Genomic DNA, 21,841 nt, shown 5'->3' with positions numbered 1-21,841 from the left:
AACACATGCTTATAAGTTAAAGAATAAACAAAGACAGGATTGATTATAAATGAAATCAAGGCTAGCAACGAAGTTCGTAAATAAGTATTTATTGCCACATCGATCTATCATTTTTAATACAGATCAAGCGTTTGACCAATTTTTAAGTGATCATGAGAAAATTAATAAAAAAAAACATAAACAGCCAGAAACATTGAATGTTAAATCTGATTTAGACAAAGAAATGTTAGGGGATATGCAAGTTTTTCGGTTTCGTTTTAGACATAGTCATGAGAAAAAAATACTCTATATACCTGGGGGATATAATACATTACAACCATCGGCTTTTCATTGGAGATTCATGGACAAATTATCATTGAGTACGTTATGTGAAGTTGTGATGCCAATTTATCCTAAGGCACCTAGTTACCACATAGATGACACCTATGATGCTATTTTTGAAATGTACAATAAATTGTTAACTGAAGTTAATAGCGAAGATATCGTTGTAATGGGAGACGGTACTGGTGGTGCATTAGCGCTTAGTTTTATACAACAACTAAAAGCCAGCCATCAAGCACTACCAAGTAAATTGTATTTGATTTCACCACTATTAGATGCGCAATTAGATAATAAAGATATTACAGATTCATTAGATAAAAAGGATGTCATCCTTGATAAAACGGGTATCCAACGTATCTTAAGTGTATGGTCACAGAATCTGCCATTAGATGATTCCCGTATTTCGCCAATCTATGGCGAATTAACCGACTTGCCTCCAGTATATATGTTTGGTGGTGCATATGAAATTTATTTACCAGATATGCAAAGATTTGCTAATATCTTAGCGGACAATTCACAGGAAATTCACTTTTATGAGTACAAAAAAATGGTTCATGCTTTCCCATTATTACCTATAAGAGAGTCACATAAGGTTGTGAAACAAATTGTAGAGACGTTGAAACATTAAATGATTTATAGCTAAACACATTAAAACAGGCTGAGACTATTGAAGTCAAAGCTTGTTTTTTAGTTGTAACAAATGATGATGTAAGATAGCTTAACTATAGAGAGACGCTGAGTAATAGCTAAATTAAGTAGGTTGAATATTTTAATTGTAAAAGCATTGAAAATCTATCTTATTTGGCTATCATTTTGTGAACATATATTTAGAACGAATGATTTAAGATGGTTGAATGAATAGTGTCGATAATTAATTTTTGGCCCATTAATGTATAATGATGCGCTAAAACAGCATCATAATCTTCAGTAGGCTGTTCTAGATTTTTGAACTTGGTAGCTGATAATTCGAATTCTCTGATTATATTGGCGCTATATTCAGTGAAATTGAGTTTGAAAGACGTATCGTCAGAATAGTTTTTAAGTATCATATCTATCGCATCAATAGCTTTCTTCTGTCCTTGTAAATAACTTATATCTAAACCACGTTTAATTAACTTATTATCTGGTCCATTTAAGACGAGTTGCTTATTTTTATTTAATTCGCTCAGTTCATATTTGGTATCATCAAATAAATCATATAATTGTGATTCAACTGCTGTGTGTATACTTGTAGTCTTATTCATATCTAGTCTCCTTTTCTTGAAATACTGATACGATGGCCCAATTGTTTTGGCCAATCGATTAATTGTTGATTATCATAATAAGTGCTAATTTGTTGGGCGTATGATTCAGGAAATGGTGCAGTTTTTTTAGTAGACCGATTGATGCCCAACATGAGTGCTTCATTTGTAGCAACGATTGTTCCCTGTTCATTTGTCATAATAGAAAAGAAATGAACACTTTTTTCATTATAATCATATAAATGAATGGTAATATGATAGTTATCACACCTTTTTAATTCGAAAAGGTATGCAGTGTGTTCTTCAACTGTAAACAGCGTATAGTTCAATGTTTCACGTTCATCTAAAGATAGACCGTGTTGATAATTGAATTGGTTAATTGCATCGCTAAAGACAATATTATAGTGGGCATCGTGCATATGACCATTATGATCAATCATGTCCTCACTAACTTGTTGACTCACTGTAAAAGGATTTTCCATGAATACAACTCCTCATATTTTGAAAATATAATTAAAGTTTAACATGTTTTAAGTAATGTTTTACAAAAGAAATCTAAAACATAAACACTTGCTATTTTCATGGTAAAATAAAGAAAATGAATTCAGGAGGGAAATAATGAGTATAACAATTAAATATCAAACTTCTGAACAATCGTTAGTGCAGGTGGCACATTATAAAGAGATACCAAAAGAGGCTACAGTGATTTGGTATGATTTTAACGAGCCAACCGAAGCTGAAAATGATATTTTACAAGCGCATTTTAACTTTAATAAACTTGAAATTGAAGATACGATTAATGGTACACCGAGAGCAAAATATAAAGCGTACGAAACCTATCAATATCTAGTTTTTCATGGTCTTAATGCTCAATATAGTAGTGATAAGGCATTAAATTTATATATAAAAGATAATATATTGATTACATATCATCACAGACCTTTTGCGATATTAGAGGATGTAGAACAAATGATTGTGAATCAGTTTAATAAAGAATTAGATACATCTGATGTAGTTCTTTATATTTTAGATAAAATGGTAGATAACTATTTTAAGCATATTTATGATATAGAAGATAAAGTTTTTTCATTTGAGGATCAAAATATAAGTGGCCAATCAATTCAACATATCATGGAAGATGTATTTAAAATTCGAAGTAATATAATAAAAATGAAACGTATCATTTATCCGATGAATGAATTAATCGATAATATCCAAGAAAGTAAGCTATTGCTTGTAGATAATAAAAATCATATGTATATTCAACATATAGAAGACCATATAATCAAACAACAAAATATTTTAAAAACTGCACAAGAAATGACGAATGAGATAAGAGATAACTATTCTTCTTATACGTCTTTTAAAATGAATAGCATTATGCAAGTTCTTACATTAGTATCTGTAATTTTTTTACCATTAACGTTAATTACAGGCATATATGGTATGAATTTTATAAATATGCCTGAACTTAGGTGGCATTATGGATATTATATTGTTTTAGGCATCATGTTGGCGATTAGTCTAGGATGTATTTATTATTTTAAAAAAGAAAAATGGTTTTAATACGGAATTAGCAATGCTGTTTGATATAGCCGACACATTATAAATTGATTGAAAGTAGGAGTAGAAGATGAGCGATAATAAAAGAGAACAAAGAAAAAATGAACATGTAGAAATTGCTATGGCACAAAAGGATGCCACGATTTCGGATTTTGACGAAATACGATTTGTACATCATTCCATACCTAATATAGATGTAGATGATATAGATTTAACGAGTCATTTAAAAGACTTTACATTAGATCAACCCTTGTATATCAATGCCATGACAGGCGGTAGTGAATGGACTAAGCAAATAAATGAGAAATTGGCTGTCATAGCACGTGAAACAGGTATAGCAATGGCTGTAGGTTCTACACATGCAGCATTAAGAAACAGTAAAATGGCTTCATCTTTCAGCGTTGTTAGAGAAACGAACCCTGAGGGGATTATTTTCAGTAATGTCGGGGCAGATGTGCCAGTAGAGAAAGCAGTGGAGTCAGTAAAATTACTTGATGCACAAGCACTTCAAGTTCATGTGAACGCGCCACAAGAACTTGTTATGCCTGAAGGTAATAGAACATTCTCTACTTGGATGGACAATTTGGCTCAAATTGTCACGCGTGTCGATGTACCTGTTATTGTAAAAGAAGTTGGGTTTGGCATGAGCAAGGAAACGATTAAAGCGCTCAATGAAATAGGCGTGAAATATGTCGATGTCAGTGGTAGAGGTGGCACAAATTTCGTTGATATTGAGAATGAAAGACGCACATATAAAGATATGGATTATTTAGGTATGTGGGGACAAACGACTGTAGAATCATTGTTAGAGAGTACATCGTACCAACAAGATATGGATATCTTAGCAAGTGGTGGTGTTAGAACGCCTTTAGACGCAGTGAAATGTTTAGCACTAGGCGCAAGTGCTGTAGGGATGTCCCGCCCTTTTTTAAATCAAGTTGAAAATTATGGCATTACTGAAACGCTTAATTATACAGAACAATTCACTGATCATATGAAGAAAATTATGACGATGCTTGATGCCAAAACAATTAAAGATTTAACACAAGCACAAATGATATATAGTCCTAAGTTACAATCTTGGATTGAACAAAGAGGCTTGGATATTAGATAATTTGAAATGAAAATGGATTTTGTAAAACCTTAAAGAAATATACGAGAAAAAAGCAACGCCTATGTATGGACTATAGGTGTTGCTTTTCTTTGTTCAAATGTTCTGTAGTTTAGCTAAAGACATTTATAAATGTCGTCACAATTGGTACACCAAGTAAATCAATTAAGAAAGCTCCAACGATAGGTACTACGAGGTACGCCTTTGGTGATGCGCCATATTTTTTTGTGATAACATCTAAGTTGGCCATCGCATTTGGCGTTGCTCCTAAACCATGGCCAATAAAACCACCAACCATAACTGCAGCGTCATAGTTTCTTCCTAAACCGTGGAATAACACAAAAATCGAAAACAAGACGATAAATATAACTTGAACAAAGACGATGATAATTAAAGGTATTGCTAATTGATATATTTCGGTAAGCTGAATGCTCATTAATGCTATGGATAAAAACAAGCTAAGCGATATGTCACTTATACTATCGATGATTTTCATATCAATTATATTCAAGTTATTATATTCTGAAATGTTTCTAATAATCACAGCAATAAACATTGCACCAACATAAATTGGAATATTGATACCAGTTAACGCTGTAAATGTGTTTCCTAAATATGATCCGATAGCCATACAAATAGCAACAATTGAAAACTGTAATAAAAAAACTGTTGTGGGTGCCATGCGTTTATGTAGATGTTCATTGCTTTTATTCTCACCATAATCCTTTGTATGCGATTCTGCATATTCAGATTTTAAGTTGTATTTATTAATTAAAAATTTTACTACTGGGCCACCGATTAATCCACCTGCGACAAGACCGAGTGTCGCTGCTGCTAATGCTGCAGTTAATGCAGAATCAATCCCTGCCTGTTGTATTGTTTGACCATATGCCGCAGCATTACCATGGCCCCCTTCCATTGACATTGAGCCTGCTGTTAATCCGAGTAATGGCGGAATATTGAGTATTTTTGCTAAAGATACACCTATTAAATTTTGACAAACTGCTAATATGCCACAGAATACAAAATAAAATATAAGTACTTTACCACCTAATTTAAGCAATTTAAGTGAAGCACCTAAACCAATAGTTGTGAAAAAGGCTAACATAAAGAAATTTTGAATGAATTCTGAATCTAATTTTATTGTTAATAAGTTAGCTGACTGCAAAATTGCGACAACGATGGCAAATAATAAGCCCCCGATGACAGGTGCTGGGATACACAATTTTTTCAATATATGAACATGATTGACTATGTATACACCAAGTAGGTATAAAATACTTGCGAGTGCTAAAGTGGTAATTGCATCTAGCTCTAGCATTTTTAGTCCTCCTTAATACATTAAACAGGCATCATATATGGTATGAATACCGCTTTTAGTAAGCGCTTACAAAACCCCGTATTTTTCATTATACATTTTTAGAAAGCAGAATGATAGTTTCAACTACAATGAAGTATTAGATAGTTAATAATAATAGCAAATGAGTGAAAAAGCACAATTTACTATTCAGTACCTTGCAATGTACAGTAGTGTGTGGTATATTTTGTGGGCATACTACTGTACTATGTATAGTACTGATTTTGCTATAGGGAGGACTTCAATGAACAGTCAATTTAAAAAGGGTGCACTAGAACTTATTGTCTTATTAATAATTAAGAGAGAAGATCAGTATGGCTATTCACTGGTACAAAATGTTTCAAGGCACATGACAATTGCTGAGGGAACCGTATATCCGTTGCTTAGAAGATTAGTGAAAAGTGGAGAGTTAACGACATATTATCAACCGTCTACTGAAGGGCCATCAAGAAAATACTACCGAATTACAGAACAAGGAGAACAACGACTAAATTTACTATTGACGGAATGGCAAGCATTTTCAGGTGCTGTTAATCAATTTATAAGGGAGAGTGAATCTGATGCGTAGAACAGAATATCTTAAGCAACTAAATAAACATTTGAAGCATTTAGATGATACAGAACGTCAAGATATAATCAATGAATATGACACACATTTTTATAGTGGATTAGAAGAAGGTAAGACAGAAGAGCAAATCGCTGATGAACTTGGAAATCCAAGACAATTGGCAAAAGAATTAAATGCCACTGCTGCAATAGAAAAAGCAGAAATGAGCAATAAATTTGGTGATGTCGGTCACGCAGTATTGGCTGTGATGGGCTTGAGTTTATTAAATTTCTTTGTCATATTGATTCCTTTTATCATTCTTTTAAGCATAGTTATTTCAATGATAGTTACTACACTATCGCTCATACTTTCACCTATCGGTATAATAATTAAAGGCGCTGTAGAAGGGTTTCAATCAGTATTATTATTAGATATTTTCGTGACAGGAACAATGTTTGGCTTCGGTCTCATACTTTTTGTTATGACTTATCTCATTACTAAGGGCTTTTATTTATTATGTGTGAAATATTTAAAATGGAATATTCATGTAATGAAAGGAAGTGCTACTAAATGAAAAAACCATTGATATTGATATTTATCGTTGGCGTAATCATCACGACAGTATGTGCAGTCGGAGCCATTCAACAATTTAAGATAGAAAATAAAAAAGCAAATCAAATAACGACGAACTTTGATGAAACTTATAATAAGCAAAATATTAAAAAGTTAGATTTAGATTTAAACCATAGTAATGTGAAAATAAAAAAAGGCAAATCATTCAAAGTAGTATCTAAAGGATCAAGTAAAAGAATTAAAATGAATGCCAAAATAAAAGATGGCACATTAGTCGTGAATGATCACAAAGACAAGTCAAATATTGATATTTCATTTTTAGACATGAGGTATAACGATATTGTTATTACCCTTCCACAAAAATTAAGCAGTTTAAAAATTAAATCAGATAATGGCAGTACAGATTTGGTTGATATTGCTGCAGAAAAGACAAAACTGGATACAGATGCAGGTGATTTAACAATCAAACATGCAACATTCAAACAACTTGTGGCTTCTGGAGATACGTCAGATATAAATATAGCACACACGCAATTTCAACGTGGAGATTTTAAAACAGATACAGGAAATGTCTTGTTAAGAGGTACACCAGCAGATAAACCAATTCAGATCAGTACGGATACAGGTGATGTGCAATTGATATATGGCAAAGAGAAACCTAAAGATAGTCAAATTGACTTTAGCAGTGATACAGGGAATTTAAATATAGAGGATCGACGATTAAAAAATAAAGAGATTGGCAATGGTATGTATCGTATAGCTATTAAAACGGATACGGGAGATGCAACAATTAAATAGTGTCTCTATTTTCAAGAGATAGTGTCAATTCAATGACATTATCTCTTTTTTGATTTACTATATATATCATATAAAAATCCTAGGCTATAAGGAGTCAATTTATGGAACAATCGTTACGAAGTGAAAAACAATATGGTGCATTAGCATTATTGCCATTATTAATATTCTTGGCACTGTATATTGGCGTAGGTATTACTTTTACAATTATGGGCAAAGAAGATGCATTTGATCAGTTACCACGTCATGTTGCTATTTTAATTGGAATTGTGATTGCGTGGACTTGCTATGATAGAAAAACAGCATTCACAAAAAAAGTGCAAATTTTTACTGAACACGCAGGTAACTCAGGCATAGTAAATTTAGGATTAATATTACTACTTGCTGGTGCATTTTCAACTGTGACCTCTGAAATGGGTGGAAAAACAGCTATGGTTAATATGGGGCTGTCTGTCATTCCACCGAGTTTACTTATTCCTGGTATATTCATTATGAGTGGATTTGCTGCATTAACTTTAGGTACGTCAACAGGCGCACAGGCAGCATTTATACCAGTAGGTGTTGCAGTGGCACAAGCTGCAGATTTAAGTGTTGCGGCAGCAGGTGCAGCAGTCATTGCAGGGGCATATTTCGGCGACAACTTATCTATTATATCCGATACTACCATTGCGGCAACGAATGGCGTAGGGGCTAAAATGAGGGATAAGTTTAAGATGAACGTCTTAATTGCCTTGCCAGCAGCAATCATTACAGCAGTTTTTTATGCTATTGTAGGTGGTACTGGTAAGGTAGAAGGGGACTTGAATTTTAACTTTATTAATATTTTACCGTATATTTTTGTGTTGATAGCTGCTATTGCAGGACTTGATGTTATTCTTGTGTTAATTATTGGCATTATTATGGCTGGAATACTTGGTATGGTGCAAGGTCAATTGGGCGTATTCCAATTTACTAAAGCGATTGGTGACGGTATGGAGAGTATGTTCACCATATTCCTTGTGGCCTTCTTGGTATCTGGACTTGTAGCATTAATTCGTTATTATGGTGGCATAGATTGGATTATTAAAGCGATGAAGGCGAAAGCCAAAGGACGCAAAAGTGCTGAGTATGTTATCAGCTTAATGTCTGGTGTTCTTTCAGCTGCTTTATCTCATAATACATTAGCAATTATCATTTCTGCGCCAATAGCTAAAGAGATTGGTGACGAGTATAAAGTACCACCGAAACGCATGGCAAGCTTACTAGATATTTTTGCTTGTTGTGCATTAATGGTATTACCACATGATTCTGGCATGCTGATGGTAGAACAATACGGAGATGTATCGTACTTAGAAGTGTTAAAATATTCATTTTATCCCGTGATTTTTGTGATTTGTACAATAATGACGATTCAGTTTGGTCTTTTAGACCGAGTTAAAAAACAAGACTAATATAACGGTATCCTTATATCATTTGAATGTTATTCATTTTATAAATAACAAAATATAAAAAGAAGGGTAATTTGATATCAAGTTAATAAACTGATGTTAAATTACCCTTCTTTTTTTATGCGCGCCAGGTGGATGATGGCTGACGCATATCTGATTTTTTCATGCGTGAAACATAAGGATTACCGCTTACAGTAAATCTTAATCTTTTGTGGGTCCATTCCCCTTTATTAGGAATGCCAATACGAGCGCTTTCCTCGATTTTCTCAGGATATTTACGGTTTTTGGTATCAATTTTTAGGCGGCCTTCATTTAATTTGGAACCATCTAAATGTCTAGGTATATTAAAGGCTTTTGTCCATTTTCCTGGGCCATTAGTAAGTTCGAAACCCGTTTTACCGCGATAATAAGACATTAACTCAATGCCTTCATCAGGCTCTACAGCTCTAATAAGTACGCCTTCAGGTTGTCCTTCGACTTGTGTTACGAAATTAATAAGAAGATGCGTATGCATCACATGTGCATAAATTGTACCACCGTTCTTATATAATGATGTCACTTTAGGTGTTCTTTTACCATTGTAACCGTGGGCCGCACGGTCTTTTCTACCTAGATATGCTTCTGTTTCTACAATATAACCAGTCAGTGTTTGTTGTTCATCTTGATAAATCACACGAACACCGAGTAGGTCTTTAGCAATGGTTATGGTATCATGTTGTAAAAAATCCATTAACTGTCCTCCACTTTTAATGATATTTAATTAAATTTTTTTAATTGTTTTTAAAATATTTGTAAAATTGTGTTACTAGTCATAAGATTATTTGTTACACTATTTATTATAAGATTAGTAAGGATTTTAGATACTATCACACAAAGCATAGTATAAGATAAACCTAATTGAAAACAAAATTATTATGAAATGAGGGGAAATAATGGAACGAAGCATTGGATTTGGTCAGGCACTGAAATTATTTTGGAAAAACTATGTTAATTTTAAAGGACGGTCACGCCGTAGAGAATATTGGTATATGGCACTATGGCACCTTATATTTTTGCTGCCATCATTAATTCTAGCTGTAGCAGGATTGATTACGTTGGGCACGGGTGCAGCATCTTATTCAGACGCCGCTATGGGCACAGGCATTATTGTTATGTTCTTAGGATGGATATATTCAATCATTTATGGATTGGCGACAATTGTACCAAACTGGGCAATTTTGATTAGAAGGTTTCATGATACGGGGAGAACGATGCTTATTCCATTAATTAATCTAGGTGTTATCGTCGTAAGCTATCCGATTCTAATCGCAATAAGCGTTCGAGATCCCGATTATACGAATCCAATTAACATAGTACTTGTTGTTATTATTTACCTTGCTTATTTGGCAATAAACATTTATATGATTGTTATATGCTGTCTTGATAGTGAAAGAAAAACAAATAAATATGGTTCTAGTCATAAATATGGCAATCATATTCAAACATCAGATAATAGATTGAACTCAACTAGTTATAATGATGCTTCAAAGCATGAAGAAACAAGTGAAAATGTAATACAGACAAATAATAATGAAAATCATAACGATGAAGCGCATCATCGTAGTGTTGATGATAAAAAAGCGCCAAATAATGACAATCTCAAGTCATAATGGATATAGATAAGCATAAAAAGAGTCTGGGGCATAAATAGAAGCCCTAGACTCTTTTTACATTTGGATTGGATATTGACTGGGAGAAATTGCACTTAAACTAAGTTTTTCACACCTAATCATTCTTACTGTTGCTCAACGAAAACTTTATTAAGTAATTCAATTTCTGCCCCTCTCCCGTTTTGTTTTAATGAATGTAGGATAAATGAGGATAATCTTTACCTAGTAAATCGTGTAATGCTTTGTAGCGCTCAAATAAGTGTTGATATTGTTTTACCTTTAAATCATCTGGCTGTTTGCGATAATAAACGGGCTGTTTCATATGTTTTACTGTTTCTTTTAATGTAGGATATGCGCCACCTACATTAGCTCCTAGCATAGCTGCACCAAGTGCTGTGGCATTACTTGAGTCAATGACCACTACTTCTTTATTCAGCACATTGGCATAGATATCAACTAAGAGTTCACTTTTTATCGGAATACCACCAGCTGCATAAACTGTTTGTACAGGAATATGATTATTTTCAAACTGTTGCATAATCATTTTTGTTCCAAATGCAGTGGATTCTAAATAAGCTTTGTGAATCATTTCAAACGGAGTTTGTAGTGTTAACCCGAAAATACTACCGGTTAGGTTGCTATCACTTAAAATACTACGATTGCCATTATGCCAATCAAGCACAGTAACGTGCTGTTTCTTTATTGGTATATCAGCAGCTAGCTTTTCTAAATATTCAAGAATAGAGATACCTAATTGTGCTGCCTTGTCGACGTATGATTTAGGGGCGAGACTTGCAGAATAATTAAATAAATCGCCGACAGCAGCTTGTCCTGCTTCATAAGCGTATAGACCTGGAATAATTGCATCTTTAACTGAACCAGTAATGGCAGGTATTGGTTCTTGTTTAGGGTCGAGCATAAGATGACATGTACTTGTACCAATAACAGGCGTGAATTCACCTTGTTCAATTGCACCAACGCCTAGTACGCCTGAGTGTGCATCGATGATGTATGGAGAAATTTGTACTTGTTTTGTTAGGCCCCATAAATCTTGATAATAAGGGCTTAAACTACCTGCACTTTCACCTATATTTACAACAGGTGCTTCACATTTGGATTTAACAATATCTGGTAATTCTTGGTCTATAGCTTCAAAAAATGAATAATTAAATCCATCTGTTTCGTTGTAAAAGCCTTTAAAACCAATACCACAATTAGAACGAATATTTTTATTAGTTAATAAACTTACTAAATAATCGCCTGCTTCCATGATATAAGCACTGCGCTCTAATATTTCAGGGGACTTATTTTTAACTTCTAATATTTTAGGAATCATCCATTCGCTGTTCACACTGTGTCCGTAGAAATCTAACCAAGAAGGATTTAATTTGTCACTCACTTGTTTCATATATGTTGCTTCATCTTGCGCACCATGATGCTTCCACAATTTCACATAGGCGTGTGGGTTATCTTCTAAATCTGGATCTAAATGTAATGGTTTGAAATCTTTATCTAAAAAAACGATTGTACAACTTGTGAAGTCTATACCGATACCAATTACTGAAGCAGGATTGACCTGGCTTTCTGACAAAACATATTTAACGCCTTCTTCTAAAATAGAAGTGTAATCTTCTGCATGTTGTAAAAAATAATTGTGTGGTAACTCAGTTCCGTTTAATGACCCTGAAATGGTACCATGTGGATATGTTTTTATATATGTAGAAATAATTTCACCATTCGTTGTATCCACTAAAAATACACGACCAGAAGCGGTACCATAGTCGATGCCGATACTATAAGTCATAGTTGCATTGCCTCCTAATTGTTTTGTAAACATAAGTCAAACGACTTTATTTAACCTATGATAGTGCTTACATTTTATAATGTAAAGTTAAGCTCATTATGATAGTGATAAGATGATTATTATCATATCAATTTTACATATACGTATATATAGATTAGAAATTCATATTTTGTAGTACAAATGGTATGATCAAGTTAGACAATATATAAGAGGGTGTGGAAATAAAATGTCATTAATTATTGACCATGTAACCAAAAAATATAAAGATTTTACAGCAGTGAATGATATGTCACTATCTTTAGAAAAAGGGAAAATGTTAGGATTTTTAGGGAGAAACGGTGCAGGTAAAACGACAACTTTTAGAATGATTCTAGGATTGACACCAATTACAAAGGGGCACATCACCTACAATAATAAAGTGATAGATCGTTCTCTATACAATCGTATTGGTTATCTGCCAGAAGAACGTGGCTTGCATCCAAAGATGAAAGTAGAAGATGAATTACGGTATTTAGCAACATTAAAAGGAATGAAATCCAAAGACATTACAAATGCCATAGACTATTGGTTGAATCGATTTAATATTAAAGAAAATAGAGAAAAGAAAATAGAGGCACTTTCTAAAGGTAACCAACAGAAAATACAATTGCTGGCAAGTATGTTACATAATCCTGAGTTACTTATTCTTGATGAACCTTTTAGTGGTTTAGATCCTGTGAATGTCGAATTATTAAAGTCTGCAGTACAAGATTTAAACGATGCAGGCACAACGATTATATATAGTTCACATAGAATGGAACACGTTGAGGAGTTATGTGACAATGTTTGTATTTTAAATAGAGGAGAACTTGTAGTGTCAGGACCTATAGATGAAGTGAAATCTAATCACGGAAATAAGAGCGTGGTGATTGAAACACATCATGAAATGCCTGAAATTGATAAAATAGCCGGTGTATTAGAAGTAGATAGAAGTAAGAGAGAGATTAAAGCAAAGATTGAGACAGAAGTTGTTGCAGAAAAAATTTACGACATTGTGACACAATATGGTTTCGTTAAACGCTTTCAAGTAGTGGAACCATCACTCAATGAAATATTTATAGATAAAGTAGGTGACTTAAATGGATAAATTTTTAGCAACCTTCTCGTTAACATATAAGAGCAAAGTTAAAACAAAATCATTTATGATTTTTACTGGTATTGTTATCGTCTTAATGCTTGCAGCATCTAATATAAACAAAATTATTGATTTCTTTGATGATGGCCCAGATAAAGTAGGTGTAGTTACCTCTGATAAGGAAATCTATAATGTTCTAAAAAAACAGGGCAATCAACTGGATGAGGGTGCTAAGTTTAAAAGGGTTTCTGAGAAGCAAGCGAAAGCACAAGTAAAAAAAGAAAAACTAGATAAAGCATATCTTATTAAAATGACGGATGGTAATAAACTTTCGGGAAAAATTTTAAGTAAAGATACGACTTCAGCACAACAAAAGCAAAAATTAAAGGCCGCTTTATCTACGATTCAAACGCAACTTGTAGCGGCAAATTTGAATTTGTCACAAAATGAACTGAAGCAATTACAATCTCAAAGTGAAGTAACTTCAGAAGTAATCGCAGATAATGCGAATGATTCAAACTTAAGCGAAGCACAAAAAGGATTTAATACTATAATGGTTTATGCAGGACTGATGTTAATTTTCTTTATAGTATTTAATTATGCCAGTCAAGTAGCTATGGAGATTGCTACAGAAAAAACATCCAGAGTGATTGAAATGATTATTACAAGTGTATCACCAGTCACACATATCTTAGCTAAGATTTCTGGTGTGATTGCTGTAGCAATTACGCAAATCGTTATTTTTATTGGTGTAGGTTTCATATGCTTCTTTGCATTCGACATCAGTGACATGTTGAAAGGATTTAAAATTGAGCCAAATGAATTAACGATGCAAATATCGATCGTGGGTATTATTTCACTGATCATTGGTATCCTTTCATATGTGATATTGGCAGCAATTTTAGGGTCTATTACTGCACGTATTGAAGATATAAATCAAGCTCTAATGCCAATGACTTTATTTAGCATGATTGCGTTCTATATCTCGTTATTTAGTGTCACGAATCCTGACACACAACTTACAAAGATCACTAGTTTTATCCCGTTATTATCACCGTTTGTGATGTTTGTACGTGTTTCATCACCTGATGTTGCTATTTGGGAAATTGCTGTGAGCATTATTTTATCAATTATAACTATTTGCATTCTCTTATGGATTGCAGTAAGAAGTTATAAAAATACGATTTTAAGCTTCGATAAAGGTTTTATGAACGCAATGAAACGTATTTTCAAAATAAGTTAATTTATTTAAATTGTTAACTGTCAACGAAGTGGTTGGCAGTTTTTTAATATGTTGCTTTATACAAGTGATTTGTGCGTTGGATAGGGGATGATTTGTCAGAAATTAGGATGAAAATGGAAAAATATATAACATTTTTTAATATAGTTTGATAGAATTTACGATTAGTATAGATAAATATTTGAATAAATTGTTACAATATAAGAAAGTAATATTAAGAAATGCAAATTGGGTGACTACATTCAAATATTACATAATTACTTTTTATTTAATACAAATGTTTTTATGCATGAGGGAAGCATAAAATCTTGTATGTATATTATATGTGGTATTTCACTTGCGTGAGATAGTTTAGTGGTTTTGAGCGATAGAATGAAGATTATCTCGTATTAGTAAATTAAAGGATATTGAATGATGCCTCAATACTTGCTCAATACCCCTTGAGTAATGTATTTCGAAGGCTACATTTATGATTAAACTTTATTCATGAGAAAACTTAATTTTAAATTGTGGGTTTGAAAGGGAGTAATTAATGATGTTTGCAAAAGTTGAAAGTCAAAATAATGGTATTGATTTGATAAAAATTGATAATGAAGAAACAAAAATTGTCTTTACAAACTATGGTGCGCGAATAGTGTCATGGAAATATGATGATAACAATATTGTGTTAGGTAATGTCGTTGAAGCAGATGAATTTTATGAAGCGAATCCTTATAATTTTGGTGCAACGGTTGGACGTTATGGTGGAAGAATTGCAAATGCAACATTTGAGTTAGATGGCAAAACATATCATTTAGATGCCAATAACGGTGCACATAATATTCATGGTGGCCCTAAAGGCATAGATAAACGTTTCTTTGATTATAAAATTGAAGAACAAGTCGGCCAAGTTAAGGTCATATTTACTACTATTATTAAAAGTTCAGATGATCATTTTCCAGGTGATATAGATTTAGAAGTGATACATACTTATGATGTAGATCATAAGTGGACAATTGAATATAAAGCGACATCAACTGAGAAGACACTATTTAATCCTATGAATCATGTCTATTTTAATTTGAATAGAGATAATAATGTGATTGATAATCACATTATTTCAAGTTCTAAATTAGATATGTATTTATTAGACGACGATAATATCGTGAAAAATATGGAACCATTGGATTTAGTTGATACATTTCATGACCAAAATATTCAATTTAAAGATATCTTTGACAGTGAGTATCCAATTGTAAAAGAGCAAATGCAACGCTTCGGCGGCATAGACCATCCATTTGATATTGGTGGTAATGAAATGACTGTTGAAAATAAACATTTCATCTTAAAAGTGAATACGGATATGCCAAATATTGTTATTTTTACATTTAATGATACTACTGGTTGGGATAGTGACTTTAATATTTATAAAGCACACTCTGGCTTTACGTTAGAAACACAATCTATTCCAAATGATATTAACTTATTGGGTGACCAAGCTCCCTCCATTTTAGAAGCTAACAAACCTTTTTACTCTAAAACATCATATAAAATTTCTGAAAAACAAGTGGCTTCTTTATAGTAAGCCTATTTTAAATGCTATTTAAGGAGCAAGGTGGTCATTTAATATAGACAACATAATAGGGCAGATATCAAACATCAAATGCTTAAAGTTGATGTTTGATATCTGCCCTTTGTGTTTAAGTTATTCAAAAATAATAGGCTTAATGCTTTATATATTATTTTTGCGCACGTTTTAAAAAACGTTCAAACTTGGCAATTCTATCTTTTGTTAAATAAGGGTTGTTTAAAGCGTAATGTAAACGTTCAATGTTTTTATTATCATTGTAATAGATATCATTAAGGTCATAAACTGAAAGTATGGAGGCTTTATCAGCTGATTTGATTAATGTTAAGTGGTCATTGTCATGTACATAGCCTTCCTTTAACACGCGGAAATAGAATCCAGTTCTACAAGATGTCGACATTCTTTTGATTAAATCAGGTATTTTGTATTTTTCTTGAATTTTCCAACAAGGTTCTCTGATTTCTGAAACTTCTAAAATGGCTTCACCAAGTTGAAATTGATCACCAAAGTGTACATTTTGTTCGTCTAAATCTGTCGCGGTTAAGTTTTCACCAAACATTGCATAATTTGGTAAATTGGGGAGATCTTGTTCCCAAAGTAAATAATTTTTCTTACTGTATAGACAAACTGCTTTATTTAAACCGCCATGTCCTTTGTATTCCTGTTCATCTTCAGCGAATCCTGTATAGGTTAACCACATTTTCCCGGAAATTTTTTCTTTGTTTAACGCAGACCGCATCGGCTTTTTGGAACTATATGGTAAATCTTGTATTTTACCAGTAGATATAGCGTCTAACTCATATATCATAATTTGGCACCTCCAACAGTTGATTGATTATTATTTTAAAACAATCGGCTCATTATGCAAGTGAATATTTGAATTCATTTTGAAAATTAGTTTTCTGCCTATGTATTTTAATGAATCTCATGTACAATATAGATAAAAGTACAGTATAAAAAGGGGAAGCATGATGGATAAGAAACAGCTGAAAATGAGCACATTTAATGATGCATTAGACCAAATTAAAGATGGTATGATTGTTGGTATTGGCTCTGGAACAACGATTGAATTGCTTGTCCCAAAAATTGCAGAGAAGCTGGAACAAGAACAAATACATATTATTGGTGTATGTACCTCAAACAAGACCGCGTTGATAGCTAAAGAATTTGGCATTCAAGTTATTGAAGTCAATGATGTAGATCATATCGACATTGCGATTGATGGTGCGGATGAAATAGACCATGACTTGAACTTGATCAAAGGTGGTGGCGGTGCGTTATTCAGAGAAAAAGTGATAGACGCTATGGCCGATAGATTTGTAGTGCTAGCCGATGATAGTAAGTGTGTAGATTATCTTGGACAAACATTTAGGTTACCTGTAGAAGTAGATAAATTTAATTGGCTACTTGTAGAGAAATGTATAAAAGCATACAATGACTTAAAAGTAACGCGCAGAATGGTCGACGACGTACCATTTATCACTGATAATGGCAATTATATCTTAGATGTTGAATTAAATGAAGGTATTCAGCCTTTCGATATGCATGAATTTCTAATTCACCTTATAGGTGTATTAGAAACAGGCTATTTTTTAAATGTAACTGATCAAGCAATTATAGGGACACCTACTGGAGTGAAAATAAAAAATAAATACTCAAAATAGAAAAAGACATAGCGTTTATACATTTGAGCGCTATGTCTTTTTCTATTTTTAAAATTGTAATGTTATGGGTGTTTAAGTTATTAAATTAAAAACCAACACTACAGCTATGTAAGGTTAAAAGATAGCGAAGCGTTGGTTTATAAAAATTTACAAGTCAGTTAAATATTTTCACAGCACATATCTTTAACGACGATGTCCACGTTTACTTTTCAAATCGAATGGAGAACGTTCATGTTCAGTTTGAGTTGAAGTCTCTGTATCCTCAACTTCATTATCTTGCTGATCACTAGGATGATGTTGTGAATTTGGATGAGTTGATGCATCATCGTTGTCATTATCGGTCATTGTACTCGCATCAGATACGACGGATGACTTTCGATTAGATGCATAGCGTGCGTTTGTTTTTAATTCATCTTGAGATGATTCAGGATGTGCTTTTTCGGTAGATGCTTCTACCGCACTATTAGCACTTGTATTTGAATGGCTAGCATGATCTTTTATTGAATCATCTGAACTCAATTCTGATTTATTTAATGAAGCGCTTGGTGTATTTTCTTGGATGATATTTGAGCTACTGCTATCTTTATTTGAATGATCATGCTCAGCATCTTGTAATGACTTATGTGGTTCAGTTTGTTTTTGTGTATCAGGTACACTATTGTCATTTTCAAAAGATTGTTGCGTATCATTCGTTTGCGATGAATCAGCAGCAGAAGTGCTTGCAAAATCAGATGAGTCTTCTGTTTTGTTCGTTTGTTGATGCGTACCGTTGTCATCAAGTGAATCTTTTGTCTCTTCATCAGTTTCATTAACATGATCAAGGTAATTATTTTCCTCTACTTCGTCTAAATTCCGTTTGGTAAAGAAATAAAGGATTGTGCGGATGATTAGGCTGATCAAAATATAAAGCACAGCTACCGCAACGGTTGATAGAGCAATTACTTTCATGGCGAATATTTCGCCCAATTCTTCATTGAACAAGAATACAAGTCCAAATGACATGGCTGCATGGAATAGCGTTGCAATGTAAATCGTGCGGCCTTTCGTTGCACGTATTAACTCACCCACAATCATAGAAAATGCAAATGAATATAAAAAGCTATATATTGCAAAATCAAAACTAAAAGCAATGTTTACATTCCAAATTGCATACATAAAACCAACTATAATAGATGCGAAGAATGTGTTCATTTTAGTTTCGACAATATGTTGCAGGTAAGAACGGAAACCTAATTCTACTAAAAAGGCCATCACAACTTGTCCTATGATAATTGAAAAGATTGAAACAGATAAATCTTTAGATTGTAAAAGTACAAAGCTATCAGAAAAGATATTAAAGCTTGCCATAGCTATAATGAAAATAACAAGAGGTAAAATTAATGCTAAAATGGCACGTTCAATCACCTTTAAGCTAATTGTAAATTTTAAACTTGCTAGTTGAATACCTCTGTGTTGAAATACGACAATACAAATAAAAGCCGCTATGAATGGTGCTAGGGTACTCATATCAAAGACAAAACCTTTGAATGGGACAGAACCTTGTAAATCTTTAAGTATAATAGGTAATGCATAAGCAATAATAAAGAAAATAAATATCATCATTGCCCATTGAAAACCTGGTATACGTTTTGTATTCATTATGTAACCTCCAATAGGGTTCAGAAAAATCATTTGTACCTAATTATACATATTTATGGTAGAGAAATAAATTAAATTCCTGATTTATCATTGAAATGTAATAGTTTTAGATAATCTAACACAAAATTGAAATATTTATTACGAATTTTTGAAATTATAATAATAGTAAGTGGGTAAATATAATTATAAATTGAATTGAGAAAAATGTAAGCGTATACTTTTAGATGACCGTACATATTTAAAGGAGGAGAATTATGTATAAATTAGCACAACGTGATCTTTGGACTGGAAGAATTGATAGTGAAACGGATGAATCGCAATTTAGACACTTTCAAACAATAAATTTTCGTAATATTAAAGATAATTACAGTGAATCACGTCAAGGTGTAGGTATACTAGGTTATGCGGTAGACAAAGGAGTAGAATTAAATAAAGGACGTACTGGCGCAAAAGAAGGGCCAGATGCAATTAAAAAAATCTTTGCTAATTTGCCAGTAATTCGAAAGTGTAATGTATATGATTATGGCAATGTCGAACACGATCATAATAGATTAGAAGATACACAACAAGAATTTGCACATTACATTGCTAAGTCAATTAAAAACCATAAACAAACATTCTTGCTAGGAGGCGGACATGATATTGCCTATGCACAGTATTTAGGCACGAGAGAGGCATATCCTGATGCATCCATTGGTGTGATTAATATAGATGCACATTTTGATACGAGAGAAGAATCGGGTTCTACATCTGGCACAAGCTTTAGGCAAATTCTCGAGCAGGATAAAGCGGCAGATTATCTTGTGTTAGGAATACAGCAAGGCGGTAATACACAAGCGTTATTTGATTATGCTGAGTCAAAAAATATCGGTTATGTTTATTCAGAAGAATTACTTCACCAAATTTCTCCTCCAATTAAGGATAAGGTAGAACGTTTTGTACATGATCATGACGTTATCATGTTTACAATATGTATGGATGTGATAGATAGCGCCTTTGCACCAGGTGTTAGTGCAAGTGGTGTTCTTGGATTGTCTCCGCATATTGTACTTGAATTAGCTAAACGCATTATTCCAAATGACAAAGTATCAACGATTAGTATTGCCGAAACAAATCCAAAATATGACGTAGATAATAGAACGGCAAAATTATCAGCTAATTTCTTACATCATTTTATTCTTTAAAATTCCAGTAATGAACACATTGTTCTATGAAAGAAAGCACGCGAGACGAGTGCTTTCTTTTTTTTAAATAGTTGATATATATAGAGCGACTTAACGTAGGTCGTATATCTAATGCATCTAAATCTCTTGCATTAAACGATTGATAATAAACTCTCGGAATAACAGCATAGCCCAAACCTCTGTGCACAAAGTTTGTAGCAGCTTCAAATCGATCTGCTTCAATGATGATATTAGGATGTAAATTCATTCGGTTAAAATAGTCATCAAGATGTTTGCGCACTTGAGACCCTTTAGTGGGTAAGATTAACGGCAACGATGCAATAGAAGTCGTATGTGCATGAGGAAATGCATTTTTAGGTGTGAGTAACACATAGGATTCCTCATACAATGGAACAGACGTAATATCAACATGATTCATTTGTTCGTTGGAGAAAGCGACATGAATATCAAAGTTTATGAGCAATTCGATTATTTTACTTTGATCATGAATTTCAGACACAAGATAAGTTTGATCTGTATATTGTTTGGAATGTGCAGATAACACTTGTGAAAGCCATTGGTTCGTGGACTCTAATATAGATATTTTAATTTTAGGCGCATGTCCCATGTTAAGATCATACATTTTTTCGATGGTTTGGTGGTAGTTTTGTATAAGTTGTTGCGCGTAATTATAAAAATGAATCCCTTTTTCAGTGATTTTAATATCTTTCGTGGTGCGCATAAACAGATCATAACCGAGGTCAGCTTCCATTTTCTTAATGGTAGTTGTCAGTGAAGGTTGACTAATGTGTAAAAAATTAGCTGCCTTTGTAAAACTATTATATTTCACAACGGCAACGAAGTATTCTAACTGAATAATTTTCATGTGTGGTACTCCTTTAATATTTATCTTATAGCTTTAAACTATAAATAATTAGTTTATTTATATTGGTAGTCTATATAGTAACATACTATACTGTTCAATATAGAGGGAAACATATTTATATTACTTATCACGATGGCACGTTTACGAACGTATTTTGGCATAGTTAAACAAAGGATAAGTT

Annotated in this window: 21 protein-coding genes; 13 read left to right on the top strand and 8 right to left on the bottom strand. The window is 33.0% G+C overall.

The features are described 5' to 3' along the window. Positions 1–49 precede the first annotated feature (49 nt). A complete protein-coding gene (locus tag BTJ66_RS04395; protein ID WP_099089761.1) occupies positions 50–949 on the top strand; it encodes an alpha/beta hydrolase fold domain-containing protein in 900 nt (299 codons plus the stop codon). 199 nt (positions 950–1,148) lie between these two features. On the opposite strand, the gene BTJ66_RS04390 is transcribed toward BTJ66_RS04395, so the two are convergent. Together BTJ66_RS04390 and BTJ66_RS04385 are read right to left on the bottom strand one after the other, a co-directional pair. Then, positions 1,149–1,565 carry a hypothetical protein gene (locus BTJ66_RS04390; protein ID WP_099089760.1) on the bottom strand — a complete coding sequence of 139 codons (417 nt, stop codon included), beginning with the start codon at positions 1,563–1,565 and terminating at the stop codon, positions 1,149–1,151. Positions 1,566–1,567: 2 nt separating this feature from the next. Beyond that, a complete protein-coding gene (locus tag BTJ66_RS04385; RefSeq protein ID WP_099089759.1) occupies positions 1,568–2,044 on the bottom strand; it encodes a thioesterase family protein in 477 nt (158 codons plus the stop codon). 136 nt (positions 2,045–2,180) lie between these two features. On the opposite strand from BTJ66_RS04385, the gene corA reads away from it, so the two are divergent. Both corA and fni read left to right on the top strand, forming a co-directional pair. After that, a complete protein-coding gene (gene corA, locus BTJ66_RS04380; RefSeq protein ID WP_099089758.1) occupies positions 2,181–3,128 on the top strand; it encodes a magnesium/cobalt transporter CorA in 948 nt (315 codons plus the stop codon). Between the two features lie 67 nt (positions 3,129–3,195). Continuing rightward, complete coding sequence (fni, locus tag BTJ66_RS04375) at positions 3,196–4,239, top strand: type 2 isopentenyl-diphosphate Delta-isomerase (RefSeq protein ID WP_099089757.1); 1,044 nt, start codon at positions 3,196–3,198, stop codon at positions 4,237–4,239. 109 nt (positions 4,240–4,348) lie between these two features. Here fni and gltS read toward each other — a convergent pair whose 3' ends face one another. Then, the gene (gltS, locus tag BTJ66_RS04370) at positions 4,349–5,557 is read right to left on the bottom strand and encodes a sodium/glutamate symporter (protein WP_099089756.1); all 1,209 of its coding nucleotides are present in this window, start codon (positions 5,555–5,557) and stop codon (positions 4,349–4,351) included. Between the two features lie 280 nt (positions 5,558–5,837). Here gltS and BTJ66_RS04365 point away from each other — a divergent pair, with 280 nt between their 5' ends. From BTJ66_RS04365 to BTJ66_RS04350, 4 genes are all read left to right on the top strand, one after another. After that, positions 5,838–6,161 carry a PadR family transcriptional regulator gene (locus tag BTJ66_RS04365; protein ID WP_099089755.1) on the top strand — a complete coding sequence of 108 codons (324 nt, stop codon included), beginning with the start codon at positions 5,838–5,840 and terminating at the stop codon, positions 6,159–6,161. Further along, positions 6,154–6,714, top strand: coding sequence for an HAAS signaling domain-containing protein (locus BTJ66_RS04360; protein ID WP_099089754.1), 561 nt, complete (start codon positions 6,154–6,156; stop codon positions 6,712–6,714). The genes BTJ66_RS04365 and BTJ66_RS04360 overlap by 8 nt, the downstream gene beginning before the upstream one ends. After that, on the top strand, positions 6,711–7,511 hold the full coding sequence (locus tag BTJ66_RS04355; RefSeq protein ID WP_099089753.1) for a DUF4097 family beta strand repeat-containing protein: 801 nt from the start codon (positions 6,711–6,713) through the stop codon (positions 7,509–7,511). Before BTJ66_RS04360 ends, BTJ66_RS04355 begins: the two co-directional genes overlap by 4 nt. Before the next feature lie 101 nt (positions 7,512–7,612). After that, the gene (locus tag BTJ66_RS04350) at positions 7,613–8,938 is read left to right on the top strand and encodes a Na+/H+ antiporter NhaC family protein (RefSeq protein ID WP_099089752.1); all 1,326 of its coding nucleotides are present in this window, start codon (positions 7,613–7,615) and stop codon (positions 8,936–8,938) included. Positions 8,939–9,053: 115 nt separating this feature from the next. Here the strand turns inward: BTJ66_RS04350 and BTJ66_RS04345 are convergent, their stop codons facing one another. Then, positions 9,054–9,665, bottom strand: a complete 612-nt coding sequence (locus BTJ66_RS04345) for a DNA-3-methyladenine glycosylase (RefSeq protein ID WP_099089751.1) — start codon at positions 9,663–9,665, stop codon at positions 9,054–9,056. Between the two features lie 202 nt (positions 9,666–9,867). Here BTJ66_RS04345 and BTJ66_RS04340 point away from each other — a divergent pair, with 202 nt between their 5' ends. Further along, on the top strand, positions 9,868–10,584 hold the full coding sequence (locus BTJ66_RS04340; protein WP_099089750.1) for a DUF805 domain-containing protein: 717 nt from the start codon (positions 9,868–9,870) through the stop codon (positions 10,582–10,584). 187 nt (positions 10,585–10,771) lie between these two features. On the opposite strand, the gene BTJ66_RS04335 is transcribed toward BTJ66_RS04340, so the two are convergent. After that, positions 10,772–12,388, bottom strand: a complete 1,617-nt coding sequence (locus BTJ66_RS04335) for a ribulokinase (RefSeq protein WP_099089749.1) — start codon at positions 12,386–12,388, stop codon at positions 10,772–10,774. Between the two features lie 226 nt (positions 12,389–12,614). Between BTJ66_RS04335 and BTJ66_RS04330 the strand changes: the two genes are divergently transcribed. From BTJ66_RS04330 to BTJ66_RS04320, 3 genes are all read left to right on the top strand, one after another. Further along, the gene (locus BTJ66_RS04330) at positions 12,615–13,514 is read left to right on the top strand and encodes an ABC transporter ATP-binding protein (protein WP_099089748.1); all 900 of its coding nucleotides are present in this window, start codon (positions 12,615–12,617) and stop codon (positions 13,512–13,514) included. Continuing rightward, positions 13,507–14,745 carry an ABC transporter permease gene (locus BTJ66_RS04325; protein WP_099089747.1) on the top strand — a complete coding sequence of 413 codons (1,239 nt, stop codon included), beginning with the start codon at positions 13,507–13,509 and terminating at the stop codon, positions 14,743–14,745. The genes BTJ66_RS04330 and BTJ66_RS04325 overlap by 8 nt, the downstream gene beginning before the upstream one ends. Positions 14,746–15,277: 532 nt before the next feature. Next, positions 15,278–16,303, top strand: a complete 1,026-nt coding sequence (locus BTJ66_RS04320; RefSeq protein WP_193433009.1) for an aldose epimerase family protein — start codon at positions 15,278–15,280, stop codon at positions 16,301–16,303. Between the two features lie 157 nt (positions 16,304–16,460). Here BTJ66_RS04320 and BTJ66_RS04315 read toward each other — a convergent pair whose 3' ends face one another. Continuing rightward, entirely contained in the window at positions 16,461–17,114 is a 654-nt protein-coding gene (locus tag BTJ66_RS04315; RefSeq protein WP_238597583.1) for an MOSC domain-containing protein, read from the bottom strand. Between the two features lie 163 nt (positions 17,115–17,277). On the opposite strand from BTJ66_RS04315, the gene BTJ66_RS04310 reads away from it, so the two are divergent. Further along, on the top strand, positions 17,278–17,973 hold the full coding sequence (locus tag BTJ66_RS04310) for a ribose 5-phosphate isomerase A (RefSeq protein WP_167380375.1): 696 nt from the start codon (positions 17,278–17,280) through the stop codon (positions 17,971–17,973). A gap of 183 nt (positions 17,974–18,156) precedes the next feature. On the opposite strand, the gene sdpC is transcribed toward BTJ66_RS04310, so the two are convergent. Beyond that, positions 18,157–19,611 carry a peptidoglycan release complex CPBP-like subunit SdpC gene (sdpC, locus tag BTJ66_RS04305; protein ID WP_099089743.1) on the bottom strand — a complete coding sequence of 485 codons (1,455 nt, stop codon included), beginning with the start codon at positions 19,609–19,611 and terminating at the stop codon, positions 18,157–18,159. Positions 19,612–19,865: 254 nt separating this feature from the next. Here sdpC and hutG point away from each other — a divergent pair, with 254 nt between their 5' ends. Next, positions 19,866–20,795, top strand: a complete 930-nt coding sequence (gene hutG / locus BTJ66_RS04300; RefSeq protein ID WP_099089742.1) for a formimidoylglutamase — start codon at positions 19,866–19,868, stop codon at positions 20,793–20,795. Here the strand turns inward: hutG and BTJ66_RS04295 are convergent. Continuing rightward, positions 20,785–21,660, bottom strand: coding sequence for a LysR family transcriptional regulator (locus BTJ66_RS04295; RefSeq protein ID WP_099089741.1), 876 nt, complete (start codon positions 21,658–21,660; stop codon positions 20,785–20,787). The two genes, hutG and BTJ66_RS04295, sit on opposite strands and share 11 nt — an antisense overlap. Positions 21,661–21,841 lie beyond the last annotated feature (181 nt).

The sequence above is a fragment of the Staphylococcus edaphicus genome, assembly GCF_002614725.1.
GTDB lineage: Bacteria > Bacillota > Bacilli > Staphylococcales > Staphylococcaceae > Staphylococcus > Staphylococcus edaphicus.
Note: the sequence above shows the minus strand (reverse complement) of the source record. Positions and strands in the feature narration are given on the sequence as shown.